This window comes from Hungatella sp. L36 (assembly GCF_014288035.1).
Genome location: NZ_JACOPC010000004.1, coordinates 252,019 through 266,911, shown reverse-complemented (window position 1 = coordinate 266,911; position 14,893 = coordinate 252,019). Strand labels below are relative to the sequence as shown.

The window sequence follows — 14,893 nt, the reverse complement described above, 5'->3', positions numbered from 1 at the left end:
CTATTCTTTGCCCGTAAATTCCCGGAACTGCCTTTTCGGCGCTCCGCACACCGGACACCGGTCAATCTCGTCAACCGCGGTCATTACACACCCGCATACAGGGCACACATACAGTGTATCCACGGAAAACTCCTCCAGCTTCTCCGCCTTTGCAATCAGTTCCGCATGGGAGCGTTCCATCTTTGCAGCGTCAGCAAAGGCCTGCTTGGCCAGCATTCCGCCGATTCCCGCCGCATAATCCGATACCATAGGATACAATCTCTCAAACTCAAAATTCTCGCTCTTTCTAAATCCGCTCAGCGCCTCCATAAACGGCACCGGCTGTTCCAGAACAGCAAAAAAGCTGCGTGCATGGCGATACTCCGAATCAGCCAGAGCCCTCATCAGATTCGCCACCTTTTCGTACCCGCGTTTCTGCGCGCGGTCCGCAAATGTCAAATACCGCAGATGGGCATACAGCTCCCCCTTCACCGCCTCCTCCAGCTTCTCTTTCAAAACCGGCTCCAGCTGCTCTCTTTTATAATACATCTCCGTCAAATCCACAATTCTATGGCAGAGACGGCCTTCCTCCATAAAAAACCTCACGATGTGGTAATCCACATCCGAAGCCTTGATTTCCTCTGAGACATCCTCGATCATCGCTCCGCCGCCACCGCTGCAGATCAATGGAATCCCGTCCACCACATCCTCGAATCTGGAATGCACATGGCCGCAGGCAAAGTACTTCACCTTTTCCCTGTAAGGCGCATACACGGCTCTCAGGCGTTCAAATTCCGCCTCGGAGACAGAATTTCGGATAAAATGGTTGGGCAGCGGAATATGAAATGCGATCACCACGTTCCTGCACTCTTCCATAGCCAGCACCCGTCCAAGCAGCTCCAGCCCCTCAGCCTCGAAGGTGCGCATGGCGTTGTCCAGCACTACCACAGTAAATGAATCGCCGATCAGCGCATAATTCTGCAGTCCAAAATATTCGGTATACACTCCGGTGTCGTGGTTCCCTCTTAAAATATACGTGTCCTTTCCCGCCACAGAATTGGTGATTTCAGAAATCGTCTCATAAAACCGCCTTTTCCCAGTCGGTACCATATCGCCGGCAATCAGAATAAAATCATCCCGGGAAGCCAGTTCCAGCGCGTTGACATAGACACGCATCATTGTGGTTCCCAGCCCCTCGCAGCCCGGATCACCGATCAGGGAGAAGGAGGAAACGTCACCGATTGGCAGAATTGGCGCAGTTACTTTTTGTATAAAATTCATATATATAGTCCTCTCTATTGGTTTATGATATTGTCGCGGCATGATTGGCACTGTACGATTGGTGCTGTACGACTGGCTCTGTACGACTGGCGCTTTACAATTGGCGCTTTACAATTGGCTCTGTACAATTGGCGCTGTACAATTGGCTCTGTACAACGGGCATCTGGCCCCAGTGCTTCCGCCTGAACACCATTTTACAGGATTTTTCGGAAGAAATCAATTCATGTATGCTAACTGCAGCAATTTCCAAAAGCAGAGTTTATTTCCATTGCCCCATCCTGTCCGTCATTTCCTTCAGCATGTTGTCCACTTTTCCAAGACTTGTTTTCACCAGTTCAATTCCACAGTATTCACAGATTTCGCTTAAGACCGCAAATAGCTATGGATTCCTGGCCTTAATTCTCTTCATATTGCCATTTCGTCACATACATAGAGTGGGATTCAGAATAACATCATCTCATAATCTTCCGTTTTCATCAGTTCTATATTGGGTATAATATCTCGGTTCCAATCCATGACAATCAGAACGCACGGGCAGGTAGGGTGGGCATCTCCACTTTGGCTGCCATGTAAATTAGCCAGCTCTTCCCGCCCTTTGTACATACTCACTGTAACAAGTCACCTATTTTCCAATAATGCTCATAAACACAAATTCTTCCTTATCCCTGAGCACTATGGCAGTAATATATCCGGTGGGGATTGAGTTGTATTTGGTGTAGGATTGGTGGAAGGAAAAGCGGAGGCAGTAATAGAACCAACTCAATTACTGTCTCCGCTTTCCTTATGCCATTTTCACAAATCACTGACAAATGTTTTAATATTATTTATTCTCTTCCTGACTTCCATGCTCAGTGTCACATCACAACCAGCTACCGTTTCCTTCATCTGTTCTATGCTGCGGAAAGAGGCCAGCGGAATTGCTGTAAATGGCTGTTCATTAAAATAGGAAATACACGCCTGTACGGGGGTGATTCCGCATGCTTTCAAGGCTTTCAACTCCTCCGTGATTTTGTAATTTGCTTCATTCTCATAAATTGCAGCTACATTTTCTGGAATCATATCTCCCTTCAGCAATTTACTGAAGTATCCTTTTGCCACCGACATATAGGCCATTGCACTGAGCTGCTTCTCTTTGTGATAAGTAAAATTTTCCAGGTCCATCCAAACCAGCGTCGGGTCTCCCAGTCCGGCCGGATTCATATCGGCGAGACTCCACATCAGCTGATTGCAGACAAAGCCGGAAAAGTGATTAGCCTCCGCTGCCCTCTGTGCCTCTTTCAGGCGTTTCAGCTTCCAATTGGAACAGCCATAATACCGAATATATCCTTTTTTTCTTGCAGTTTCCAGAATATCAAGAATCTCGCAAACGGAAACAGACTCGTCATCCCGGTGCAGGAAATACAGATCAATAGTATCTGCTCCAAGGCATTTAAGACTTTCTTCTATGTCAGTCATAATTGCCTCCCGGCTTACCCGCGATACTTCCATGGAATCCAGCCTTGGATGCGCTCCTTTCGTGGATATCACATAGTTGTTTCGCTTGCCGCTTTGCTTCAGCCATTTTCCAATCACTCTCTCACTTCTTGCCCGCTCTCCCGCTAGCCAGTCACCATATACATGGGCAGTGTCCAGAAAATTACCGCCTAAGTCTGTAAATTCGTCTAACTGCTCAAAACATTCTCTTTCCCCTATTGCCGAGCCGAATTGTACGGTTCCAAGACATAAATTAGATACCAGAAGGTCAGTTCCGGTTAGTTGCTTGTAATTCATAAGGTTGTCCTTTCAGTTTCTTAAGCCGCTGTTCCACATTTTTCGCATATCTGCGTATCCGTTGTGGATGCAGCCTGGAATATAAGTAGTATAGATACGAAGTTCCTTCCTCCCATCTTTTAATTGCATCATCCAGCGGTTACTGCCACGCGTTCCGAGGCCCCTTCATCCCGTGACTGTATTACTGTCATAATCTCAAAGGCTTTATCAAGTGTATAAGGAGGCTGATCGCTTTCAAGATATTGATGTCCTCTTATATAACCGACTTTGCAAATGCAATCCAGGATGCTCTCATAAAATCCCTCAATCTCTCATAGGCCAGCGGCGCTTTCAGCGCATCTTTATTCTTCTGTTTTTCTTCATATGTAAGTGACGGCAACGCATCCTGACTTAAAAACTCAAGTGTATACCAGTAATCCAAGATGGATTCTGCAGTCTTTTGTTTTATAGATCGGTCTGTCCTTTTCATCTGTCTATCCTCTTTTTTCATGGCAATTTCTTTAGAATTATCACAACTTATTACGTTTTCGCTAAGATCAATATCATTATCCTGCAAGCCTGAAGTACCCGCTACACATTAAGTAACCCAAAAGCTCAATAAGTTAAATTACTCCCCACTCCTCTAATTTTTTAGTAATTTCAACATTTATTTCAGCAATTTCAGGATTGTTCATATCGCTCACCAAATACAAAAAATCGGCGGTATTTGCTGCTATATCTTGAATAATTTTCAAATCCTGATTCAAATTCCCCAAATTCTGAATCCTCAGACTGCTCAGAGTATCCTCCAGCTGCTGCTGTTGATCCTGCCAATATTTCACATAATTTGCAACTACAGTTGGGTTATAGATTTCTTTTGAAACCACTACGGGAAATATTTTATTCTTATATTTGCGATCTCGCATAACCTCTAAAACTTCGTACATACAATTTCTTGACCTCAAGTAGGCGTCTGAAATTAGCAAAATAATATAGTCCATATTTTCTATATTATTCATATAATCTCTAATACTATCCCATTTCTTAATATCTATTGTATCCCTATGAATATGAATATTCGTGACATTGTTCAAATAGGCAAAAATATCCGCAGCTATTTTATCATCTTGCCAACAATATGATAAAAACATCTCTACTTTGCGTTTTTCCATCGTGCGCTTCCCTTCCTCATATGTTTGATACATAACTGTCTCAACACATTGAATTTCTCTCAAAAGGACTTCCCATAGGTCATAAGCAATGCTTTCCTGATATACCTTTTTTCCATGTAACGCTATTAACCTTGCTAATTCGCTGTTTTTCCCAGCCAATATCTCTCTATCCTTTTCTGAAAGCTCCCTACATTTTCCATTCAATCCTGCAAGATATGTTTTTGCATTCATTTGAAACGGAGATACATTTTTAGGAAAATATTCTTTTAACTTTTCCATCATCTCAATTCCTGCTCGGTCAAAATCACCAGAAAAATAGACTCGGCATTTTGAGTTTCTTTCGATGCATATCCGAACATACTCCAGCACCGCAGCTCGGAAACAGCCTGAAGTACATATAATAATCGGAAATCTGTCTCTTATTAGCTGCTTTGGAATATTGTTAGCCTTCACATATTCTATCAGGCAGTCAACTAAATAATGAAAAACCGATGGATTTTCAATCAAAAAAAGGTTAGACTTAATCTCAAAGTCTCCCATATCCTCAACATTGCCGAGATTAACTGTCTCTTTCTTCATAGATTCATAAATATCTAAAGTAAATCTGTGAAAAAGTGAACTGGTTGTATCATCACTTAAATGATACAAACGATACATCATCCGCTTTCGCATAAAAGCCGGAACATGTTCCAGAGGGTCTGACGCTCCATTTTCACGATATCTTTGGGAGTAAACATTTTCCAAAGCTCGAAAAAAAAGCCTGCCTGCCAACGTTTTTTTCTCATCTAATGAGTGTTTACCCGCGACAAAAGTTGCTAACATGGATATATATATTTTATCAGACTTTTTCACATTCTCCCGCTCCAGGCGTTCCAAATCCATCAGCAGATACCAAAGAGCTTCCAAACAGATTTTAAGAGAGGTGAGTGCAGCATTATAGTCTTTCAGCCCCGCCTGTAAAATCCGATATCCCGAACCAGGTTCCTTTTTCCAGAGACGATATAACCAATCATACGTCAACTCACAGAACGCTTTGTCCACGATATTGATATTCTCTTCATTTTGAAGCTTCTCAACCACATTGGTAAACAAGGTTTCCCACTCTGTATCTGCCTTTACTAAACTTTCCTTTTTGGTCAACAATGGTTCGTGATACAGTATTTCGTATAAGGATGGGACGGTCAACATAAAACGTTTCCCAAGTTCCTCCTCTATCACGCTCATCTCCATGCTCAGGTGATCGCCTACCCCCAGCAGGCCCCTGACCCTCGGTCCAAAAAACGTCTGTAATCGTTGAGCCTCGGCCTGACTGGAGATGACAAGTTTAATTTTTCCTCTGCCACTACCATAACTTCTATACTTGTTAAAAACCGCGTTCAGCATACGTTTTAAATTTGGATCGCTGTAATACTCCTCTGCCGTTATCTTCCTCTTGTGCTCCATATCTGCTGCTAATTCTCCACATATAATTTTTGTTTACCATTCCACCGATAGTGGAGTAACGTTATTATATCAATGTCTTTAGGCCGATGGATTTCATAAATTGCCAGACTTGGCACGGTATCGTAACATCCCCACAGAACCTGTGATGTCATTATGTAGTCAAAATCCATATCTGTCAAAAGATCAAACATATCACGCATATTAGAATCATCCACACCGGCAAATGCCTCATCCAACGCCAAAATCTTCGGGGCATCATCCTCAGCCTTACTATATCGAGAATTTGCTGCCGCAAACAACGGTATATACATTGCCATTGCTTTCTCTCCACCACTCAGCACATTAAATCTACTGTTGGTCAGTTCCCTGTAATTCGACTGATCTCCCTTGCGAAAATCTAATCGGAAGGTAAACCAGGTCCGATAGTCTAGCATTTCATTGATATATTTTCGCAGAGAACCCTGTTCCTCTTTTGCCGACTCCTTTGCTAATAGAATCCGCTTTCTGAAATGTTCAATCATTTGGTTAATCTCGCTGTCATCCAGTCGTTCTGTATCACTTAAAAGCAGTTTGACAAGAGTTTCTGTATCCAATTCTGATTCACTTCGTGATGGCAACGGAACCCATTTTAAAGATAATCTCAGACCGCTGGAGGTGTTTCGCTGTTTCATCAGCCCATCCATTTTATCAATCCAATCAAACGCCTGATGTATTTTTAACTGAATTGATTTACCCACACTACCAATAATAATCTCTGAATACAGTTTTTTATCCTGTTCTGTCAGAAGAAGCTTTTGTTCCGCTTCCTTTTCCCGCAGTTCCTTTAACAATTCTCTGGGCGTCATAGGATTCATTCGATCTCGATTGGAACGGATAATGGCCCGTCCATTCTCCAAGGATTCCCGCTCCAGCGCATACTCACGCAGATTCACATTAGCCTTGTTGAATTCTGTAATCAGGTCGCTTATCACCGTCTCCTTTACCATGTTCCCCCAGACTACTTTATATTCCGTCACAAGCTGCTCCGCCAAACGCATAATGTCCCGACGCTCAGTCAGATTATAGGTATCCATATTTTCTACAAATCCCAGTCCCAGATTCAATTCTGTCTGCCACTGTACAATAGCAGCCTCCAGATTCTCAGTTATCTCTGCCAAATGTTCTTGTCTCGCGTTCAGTTGAGCACCTAAGGAACCTTGCAATTTGTCATTTTCTCTCAATTCCTCATGCCGTTTTGAAACCTCTTTCGCTAAATCTCTTTTCGTTTGCTTGCATTTATCAATTTTATCAAATATATCTCTTAGCCCTTTAGCCTCTATCAACTCTTCAAGCTGGCTTATCTGGCTTTCCAGCAGCACTTGTGATTTTCGTACTCCGCTCAACTCCAATTGATTATCGCTAATTTGCTCATTCGCCTCATCGATATACCCCTGATAGTTCTCACAATCATTCTGCAGACTCCTGTAATGCACATACTCGGTCTTCAGCTGTGACAGACTGGTCTTGTAATCATTCGCACAATTCATCGCCTCCGAAAGCGTACTTAAAGTTTTAAGCCTTGTCCAGGCAGATGTTATCTCGGTCAATTCAACTTTTCGTTCCTTCCAGTCTGCCTCTTTTTTATGGTATATAATCTCTGCTTCCTTTTCCTGTTTAATCGCCGCCTGGAAAAGATGCCACTTACTTGTCAAATGATCCAGACATAATTGAATTTCCCCATCATCTGGGAAACTTTCTTTTTCCGCTGTTAGAATATCCTGCTTTTCGTGCTCCTGGTATATTTTTTCCTGAATAGCATCCTGTTTATTTTCCAGTTCCAAAACCTGTTGTTCCAGTTGGTCAATCATCCGTCTTTTTGCCTTTTGTCGATTCTCACTTCCGATATATTCCGCCTGCTCTTTGGTAGAATTCCGTCCAGCCAAAGCTCCCAGCCGGAATCCCTCTCTCCCGATCTGATTGAATGCCGCCGATGTCATAGAGTCCTGCATATAATCCATTTCACCACTCCATGTAAAACTGGACAATACTAAGGCAATATCTTCTTTTGTCAAACCACTTTCATCAGAAGGACACGGCGCCAACACATCACTTAGGGTCACCACTCCAGGATTTTCACAGGGTTCAATCCAAATTTCCTCATCTTTTTCATGAGCAAAATAGCCCATTCGCCCTCCTGGCAAAATCCAGGCATCCAGTATACCCGCCTGCTCCAGAGTAGTCTCAAGCTGTGCCTTCTCTGCTTCCATCAATTCAGCGGAAAAATCACAGACCGTATAAAGAGGTGCGCCCATCCGCTCCGCCCTCTCACCACGGCACTTGTTTCTCGAAAGTGACCGCAACGGCTCAGGCTCTTTATGGCTTCTCCACGAATCTAGTTCTGCTTGCAAAAGCTCCCTTTTTTCTTCAAATTCTCTAAACTGTTGTTCTAAAACGAGTACCTTGTTTGTCAACTGCTGATATTGATCTAGAAACAAATTGTACACCGACGATCTTACAGTTTCATAATTACGGTTATCCTTGCCCAGTTCAGATAGCGCTGTTAGAATATAACCTACATTCTCATTACTGACTTCTAATTGCGAAAGGCCCTGACGCCAGCCAATGATACACTCCTTCAGCTGCATTTTTCCAGCACTAAATTTCTCTTCCGCAGACAAATATTCTTCTTCCGCTAGGCTTTTCTTTTTATAGAATTCCCCCCATCGCTCCTTTTCCTTTGCCATATCCAAACTAGCTTCCCGTTCTCTTTCGCCAATCAAAACTGCAGCCTTTAACTTTACTTGATGTGCCAGCAAGTCCTGATTCCAATTGTCCGCACAGCGTGCGTAATCATCGCCCACCTGCTGCCACTGCCGATGGTATATATCATGTTCATAAAACTCCATAACTCTCGCATAGCTCTCTAATTCTTCCAGCAAACTGTCTTGATTCTGGAATAACTCATCCCTTAGTACTTTCTTTTCCGCTATTTCGTTTTGCCATGCCTCTACCCGCCTTTCATTATCGGCCATCCGCTTTTTGACTGCCACATATCGTTCATTCAATTTCTTATAATCCGTATGTAAACGTTCCAGTTCTATAGGTTTTTCCAATCCCTCGCTTTGCTGGAGATAATCTAATTCCGACTGTATTTTCTCAATTTCAAGTTCTGCTTTCAATATCTGAGTCTTAAGCGCGATACCACAAGCAATCGTATTGTCTAAATTTTTTTTGCAATCATCCAATTCTTTCTTGCGTTCATTAAAACTGTGATTTAACACCTTCAAATCTAAGGACACATGATACAGCAAAACTTTATTGTAATTATCGTACTGCTTCTCCAGGCCTTCAAGTTCCTGTATCTGAATTTGCAGTTCTTCCAGCCGCTCTGAAATTTGATCCATATCTTCCAGGACATCCGAAAGGTCACCCAACTCGTCTTCCGTCAACGCTGGAAGCGAATTTGTCAGAATACTGTAAATTGATGATGGGCGAAATTCTTTTGAAAGCTTTGGGCTCCTGATCTCCAGAAGAAGCTTTAATAAATCTTTGTAAGAATCATTGTTGTCTTTAAACCCAAATATGTGTTTTTTCACAAGTTCACGATACGTTGCCTGTTCCTGAACTACAATTCCCCCAGCCCCTATGACCTCCGTCAAGGCTTTTCTTGTGAGTGGCACCTTTTTCTTTGTTTCCAGCCAATTCGGATAATCATATAAATGGAGATCTTGATTGATCCGTCGTCCATCTTCCAGCAAAAATCCCCAAAAAACCATTTGCGCCGCCCCTCTTCTGGCGCGCAGGGCAATTCCGATGGTTTTATAGCTCTGTTTATCTTCGTGATAAAATTCAATCCAGAGATAGCCAGTTCGATCCATATGGCCAGTCTCGCTGTCGCCCAAAAGATAATATTCCATGCGGCGATCCCTTGAACCAAACGAATCCAGGCGCTCCGGGCGCTTGTCTCCATCCAGAACCAGCGGGATAAAGCTTTGCATTGTAACAGATTTTCCCGACCCATTTGCTCCTCTGAACAGCAATCTACCCTGTTCCAGTTCAAAAACCTCTTCATCATAAAGCCAGAAATTCAGAATCCCCATACGATTCATCCGCCATCGTTTCATATTCTACTCCTCGATCTCCACTTCTCCATATTGAGTGTAATACCTTCCTCCAACAGGATTCAACAAAAAGAACATGTCATCCTGCCAACTACCGAATTCCCACTGTTCCATATGTTCGCACACTGCGTCTGCCAACTGTGACGATTTCATACTCCGGTATTCTTTCGTCCAGCGATATCCATTTTCATACTGTAATTCAAGCAGAATCTGTTCAATACTACCTCTGGTCAGTCGAATTTTACCCGATGACACCGACTCTGTTTTCACTTCACCCAACTCATACATGGTTCTGATCTTTCCACAAAATAGCAGGACAAGATCTGATATAGCCGATAGTGTGGGGAAAAGCTCCATATCACTCACCAATTCCGGATAGAAAAACAGGAGACCTTCTTTATATTTGGTTCCACCCCAACCAAACATCTTATCGAGCTGTCCGATTAAATGATTTTTTTGTCCATGAAAATAAAATAAGTCTTGTTCCCATAAATCCAGCCCCACGAATGGTTCGAGCAAATACCTCCGGTACATTAGCTGTCGTTTCTTTTTATCCTCTTCCTCAGGCAAATCGCTCAATTCCTCCATAGACTGATAAGATGGCAGTTCTCTACGAAATGTCCTCAAAACATAGCTGGCGCAAGGGGCGCATTCATACAGCACATCATGATTTTCTGCATCAGACGCCCAATCGGACTCCTGACCGTCAATGCTACGCAAAACATTCAAACTTTTCAGTTTTTTTAGAGCCCTGGCCATGGATAACCGATGGAAATAATTCTTCCAATCGACATTTAGGCCCTGCTCATTCATAAATTCCTTTATTTCCTTGACCATAGTAGTCAATATGAATTGATCCCCAGCTGATTTATCTTCCAGGTACCATAGACCATAGGTAAAAAGCGCATAATCGATGGGTTCCTTGAACCCTTCAAACCCCATCCAACTCTTCGCCTCAACCGGAACTTTTTCCAGTTTGATCAGCTTTCTATTCATAATTACGGAATATCCCGGATAGTTGGCAAACCAATTCCGTATTTCCAGATACTGCTCCCTGGCCCAGTGATAGAGCTGCGGATCCTTATCACGTTCTATCCAAGGACGGTTCAATAACGCATTCATACAGATTTTGCGCCGTTCTTCCATATCGGTATGATCTTCAAAGCCGCGTTGCTCTATTCCATCAGCCATCCAAATCACCAGTCATCCCTCTCAGTAAATTTTGCCACGTTTCTTGATTCTCAATTTCAAACACAAAGGAGTAATCTAAAAGGCCTAATGTTCCGTCATCGCAATCTAATGTAACATAATGCTTCTCTTCCGGCATATAAAGTGTTACCTTAATCCCCTCAGACGTATAAAAAGCCTGTCCCTCCGATGAGATACACCTCCCAATCCAATTTAAAAGTTGAATCCTTGCAACTGCTGTAATACATTGGAGTTCTGAGACTTTAACGCTTCCTTTTTTTGTCATCTCAATTAAGAAAGCCAGTTCCTGCTTCTGGTATGCAACAAGTTCTTGCCTCAACGCTTCCTTCTTTAAATGATTATCGGCAATCGTCTCACTCTCTCCACTTCCCTTTCCACCGCGTTTTCGACTTCTGCTCCTAATTACGCGCTCAATAGCAGCCTCATCCCACATAGAAATATCCTGACTATCGGAGCTGCGGTTGTCCTCCCCCTGTAAATGGCGAGTCGGAAATATTCCAAACGCATAGGCTGCTAATTTATGAGCCTCCTTCACATCCTCCAGATGGTAGAACCATTTTCCCAGAAAATCCAAGTCCTGACGTCGGCTCACAATTGACCGTTGCTTTTCCTGTATTCGAAGTGTACTCCTTACGATTTTTTTAATCGCATCTTTTGAAGCTTGCTCCAAAAGGAACATCTCACTTTGTGTATGATCGTCTCCGCAGAACCATCGGCATAATTGACGCCATCTGCGCTCCAGGTTTTGTTGGTATTCCTCTCTCGTAAAAAATTCCTCCACTTTTGGAATTAACCATTCGCCTTCCAATACACACTTAAAAAATCGAGTTTGCATGTCACGATTAATTAACTTTAAATTTCCTTCTATCCGATAAGATCTGCGCTGCAATGCCTGAACAAAATCCTGAAGATACAAGGTGATCGAATCTTTATACATTAAAAAAGAAGATGTCATCATCAAATCTTCGGCTGTCCCGGTATGCAGGCTGGCAATGTAATCCATTGATGTTTGATTCAACTTTTGAAATGAGTCATATAATGAATTCCAGACTTCCAGAGCAGCTTTGGGTTCATAATCTCCTTTATGCTCATAAATATCCAAAATAGTGTCTGCAATCTTGTCAAACAAAGTCGGCTCTAGTGAGCCCCCATATCCCTTCACCCCTTCGAGACGTTCAAGGAAGCGCTCAAGTTCAATAGAATAGGGAGTAATCAGATACTGATATTTTTTTCGCAGATACTCCTCAACGGTTCTCGCTCTAGTACCATCATGTCGATAAGTAAGGTTTTTCCACGAAACCAACTGATCCAAATCCAACTGGCACTGCTCCAGCGTATAATTTTTCAAAATATTCCATTCCATAACTCCAGAATATATCTGCTCAGGGCTGAGCCAATAACTCAATCGCTCATACTGCAAATAAAGATAACGCATAATCGCCCGATAGCGCGTGACATTATCAGCATTTATATATCTTAATTCAGAAATATTTCCCAGTGACTTTATAGTGGGTTTTTCCTTCATACCAATCCTCTTGTCATATTTGATATATTTTCACAAAAATTATGTTCGTCATTCCTTGACATAATATCACATTTCTCTATATATGCCAAACCGCCTATTGATTTTCGGGTAATTTTCACGATATAATGTGAATATTAAAATGAAGGGGTGTATAGTATGGAAATAAAATCATCCGACGTAATCCACCTAGAAAATGTGTCAAAACACATAGCAACCGCTCCACTACCACTGAGCAGCAAGACCCTCCTTACAATAGCACAAAGTTTAAGCAACGCACTGAACCTCTGTATTAAATACATTGACAAAGAACCTGTATCAAAGTCCCCGCCCCCGCTGCCTACCTGTCCAAATTGTCTTTCAGCCAATACAGCAGTCCACGAAAAGCCGAAGTCGTCGTTATATTGTCCCGAATGTTTCAAAACTTTCCCCGATTCAACCGGACTAAAATTCTGTCCAACCTGTATACCCCCAAGCAAGTTAATATCAATTGCTACCTCAAAAACTCGTTATAGATGCAAGGACTGTAATGTAACATTCAAGGAAGGGGTGGGTGTTCCCACTGATTTTAATAAATACATCTATTTTTGCCATTTGATCTATAACACAGATCTTTGCTATAACGATATAATTCGCAAATTAAAAATTTCCAGTGATACTTACTATCGTTGGAAAAAACGATTAGCTATTTATTATCCAGATACCCGAGCATATTTATATGGTAAAAGGTGCAAAAAGTAGGTTTATTTCATACCAGACCTATACTTTGCAAAAAGAAAAAGCTCATAGGCTTTTTGTGATACGATATGAAAATAAAAAATTTATATTTTTAACCTCCACTAAAAATCGAGATATTGAGTTGAAAGAACAGCTTGTAAATTATAGCTATTTCAACAGTGTTGAGTTGGTTTATGTTTGCAAATATAGTAAAGTGCTTATTACAAAACTTATATTCATAAAACAAGGTGTATCAAATGGAACCCTTTACTATATAGTTCCATTTGACACACCTTATTAAGAATCCATAATAAATAAAAATCCGATTAGACCTACTACTACTTTGTTCTTTTCCTCATTCTCTCAACCACTATCCGATCAGCTGCCAGCCAGTCAATCTCATTTAATTCATCTTGACTAACCCATTTTGAAGCCTCATGCTCTTTTAACATTAGCTGTCCATCTAAAATTCTACATTTATAGCAATGCATAGTAAGATGAAATTGGGGATAATCATACTCAACCGTGTCAATATATGTATCTATCTCTATTTCTATATCTAATTCTTCTTTAATTTCACGTTTTAATGCACCTTCTAGTGTTTCACCGAGCTCAACTTTACCCCCAGGAAATTCCCAACCGTCTTTAAATTCACCATATCCACGTTGTGTAACTAATACTTTATCTTTTTCCACAATTATGGCTGCTACTACTTCAATAATCTTCATACTGTCACATTTACCTCACAAATACATTTCTACCAACTCTTCATAACTAATAGCTATCCCGACATGGCTCAACAGTTCTTTTCTTTCTTCATATAATTTCAATAATAAAGGTTCAAAGTCTTTTCCGTAATGAAGTAAATTATGACAATTACTGCATAAAGATACTATATTTTCTTCCACATCTAAAGATATATCAAACTGATCAGAATACTCCAATGGCACTAAATGATGAGGTTCAACATAATTAATATTCATATTTCTGCGAATAAAGGAAGGATGTGTCTCATCAATTTCACACATGAACTTTGCATGTTTCAAAGCATTCATTGCAGTACTCCTACTTCGTTTCTGCACTTCGATTTTATTTATAACAGAAGGCTCTGACTTACTCTTAGGCATTCCTCTATATGCAAAATCATACTGATCGATCTGTCTGATATCCTTTAACGAATCGATCAGCTCTTCATCTTTTATGATATTTGCCTTCTCTACTTCAGGATCTTTTTTATAAACAACCTTTTCATCCACCTGTTTCAAAGGAAATACCCAGACTTTTCTATTATTTTTGTCTTCATCCTGCTGACTTGTTTGATATGGCTTGTCAGCTAATTTTACAATCCCTTTATAAGTATATTTTGTTTTCTCATATACCTCAAAAAGGTGAAGTTCAATACCATTAACATCGGACTCATACAGTTTAATATTATTGTTACCCTTTAACGTCTGGTCCCCATATTTCCCCATTCCGGTATAGTGGAGTATACCATTTTTCCACTCATCTTTATAAAAAGGCTTTGTCATATCAGATATCAGTACTAACGTGCCTGCCTTTGTGGAAGGTCGCATCCCTCCCATAATAGCACAACCAAAGGCTTTCGAAACCTCCCTATTTGACACTACTTCTCCAATAACAAATCCAGGATTAAACTTCATATTTTTCACCTCTAACATTCATGTTAAACCTAGCTCCTATAGATCCATCAAAGACTCCGT

General features: G+C 41.4%; 11 protein-coding genes. 1 reads left to right on the top strand and 10 read right to left on the bottom strand.

Annotation, left to right across the window (positions count from 1 at the left end):
- The 8 genes from H8S80_RS12795 to H8S80_RS12760 all read right to left on the bottom strand — a co-directional run bounded on the left by H8S80_RS12795 (position 1) and on the right by H8S80_RS12760 (position 12,458).
- A complete protein-coding gene (locus H8S80_RS12795) occupies positions 1-1,260 on the bottom strand; it encodes a ferritin family protein (protein WP_117631119.1) in 1,260 nt (419 codons plus the stop codon).
- 441 nt (positions 1,261-1,701) lie between these two features.
- Complete coding sequence (locus H8S80_RS12790; protein ID WP_181987911.1) at positions 1,702-1,869, bottom strand: hypothetical protein; 168 nt, start codon at positions 1,867-1,869, stop codon at positions 1,702-1,704.
- A gap of 183 nt (positions 1,870-2,052) precedes the next feature.
- Entirely contained in the window at positions 2,053-3,030 is a 978-nt protein-coding gene (locus tag H8S80_RS12785) for an aldo/keto reductase (protein WP_117631117.1), read from the bottom strand.
- A gap of 253 nt (positions 3,031-3,283) precedes the next feature.
- A complete protein-coding gene (locus H8S80_RS12780; protein WP_147338538.1) occupies positions 3,284-3,586 on the bottom strand; it encodes a hypothetical protein in 303 nt (100 codons plus the stop codon).
- A gap of 46 nt (positions 3,587-3,632) precedes the next feature.
- Positions 3,633-5,624 (bottom strand): DUF2399 domain-containing protein, encoded by a 1,992-nt coding sequence (locus H8S80_RS12775; RefSeq protein ID WP_117631113.1) that lies wholly within the window; start codon positions 5,622-5,624, stop codon positions 3,633-3,635.
- 8 nt (positions 5,625-5,632) lie between these two features.
- Positions 5,633-9,727, bottom strand: a complete 4,095-nt coding sequence (locus tag H8S80_RS12770) for a TIGR02680 family protein (RefSeq protein WP_117631111.1) — start codon at positions 9,725-9,727, stop codon at positions 5,633-5,635.
- 3 nt (positions 9,728-9,730) lie between these two features.
- The gene (locus H8S80_RS12765) at positions 9,731-10,915 is read right to left on the bottom strand and encodes a TIGR02678 family protein (protein WP_243007877.1); all 1,185 of its coding nucleotides are present in this window, start codon (positions 10,913-10,915) and stop codon (positions 9,731-9,733) included.
- Positions 10,908-12,458 (bottom strand): TIGR02677 family protein, encoded by a 1,551-nt coding sequence (locus H8S80_RS12760; RefSeq protein ID WP_117631109.1) that lies wholly within the window; start codon positions 12,456-12,458, stop codon positions 10,908-10,910. The genes H8S80_RS12765 and H8S80_RS12760 overlap by 8 nt, the downstream gene beginning before the upstream one ends.
- A gap of 715 nt (positions 12,459-13,173) precedes the next feature.
- Between H8S80_RS12760 and H8S80_RS12755 the strand changes: the two genes are divergently transcribed.
- On the top strand, positions 13,174-13,473 hold the full coding sequence (locus H8S80_RS12755; RefSeq protein ID WP_118090478.1) for a hypothetical protein: 300 nt from the start codon (positions 13,174-13,176) through the stop codon (positions 13,471-13,473).
- Between the two features lie 37 nt (positions 13,474-13,510).
- On the opposite strand, the gene H8S80_RS12750 is transcribed toward H8S80_RS12755, so the two are convergent.
- Both H8S80_RS12750 and H8S80_RS12745 read right to left on the bottom strand, forming a co-directional pair.
- Entirely contained in the window at positions 13,511-13,900 is a 390-nt protein-coding gene (locus H8S80_RS12750) for a (deoxy)nucleoside triphosphate pyrophosphohydrolase (protein WP_117631107.1), read from the bottom strand.
- Between the two features lie 15 nt (positions 13,901-13,915).
- Complete coding sequence (locus H8S80_RS12745) at positions 13,916-14,851, bottom strand: HNH endonuclease (RefSeq protein WP_117631105.1); 936 nt, start codon at positions 14,849-14,851, stop codon at positions 13,916-13,918.
- Positions 14,852-14,893: the final 42 nt, after the last annotated feature.

Bases quoted from the DNA above. Each gene is read 5' to 3' on its own strand.
- H8S80_RS12795 (WP_117631119.1), bottom strand. From the start codon at position 1,260: ATGAATTTTATACAAAAAGTAACTGCGCCAATTCTGCCAATCGGTGAC.
- H8S80_RS12785 (WP_117631117.1), bottom strand. From the start codon at position 3,030: ATGAATTACAAGCAACTAACCGGAACTGACCTTCTGGTATCTAATTTA.
- H8S80_RS12775 (WP_117631113.1), bottom strand. From the start codon at position 5,624: ATGGAGCACAAGAGGAAGATAACGGCAGAGGAGTATTACAGCGATCCA.
- H8S80_RS12770 (WP_117631111.1), bottom strand. From the start codon at position 9,727: ATGAAACGATGGCGGATGAATCGTATGGGGATTCTGAATTTCTGGCTT.
- H8S80_RS12765 (WP_243007877.1), bottom strand. From the start codon at position 10,915: ATGGCTGATGGAATAGAGCAACGCGGCTTTGAAGATCATACCGATATG.
- H8S80_RS12760 (WP_117631109.1), bottom strand. From the start codon at position 12,458: ATGAAGGAAAAACCCACTATAAAGTCACTGGGAAATATTTCTGAATTA.
- H8S80_RS12755 (WP_118090478.1), top strand. From the start codon at position 13,174: ATGGTAAAAGGTGCAAAAAGTAGGTTTATTTCATACCAGACCTATACT.
- H8S80_RS12750 (WP_117631107.1), bottom strand. From the start codon at position 13,900: ATGAAGATTATTGAAGTAGTAGCAGCCATAATTGTGGAAAAAGATAAA.
- H8S80_RS12745 (WP_117631105.1), bottom strand. From the start codon at position 14,851: ATGTTAGAGGTGAAAAATATGAAGTTTAATCCTGGATTTGTTATTGGA.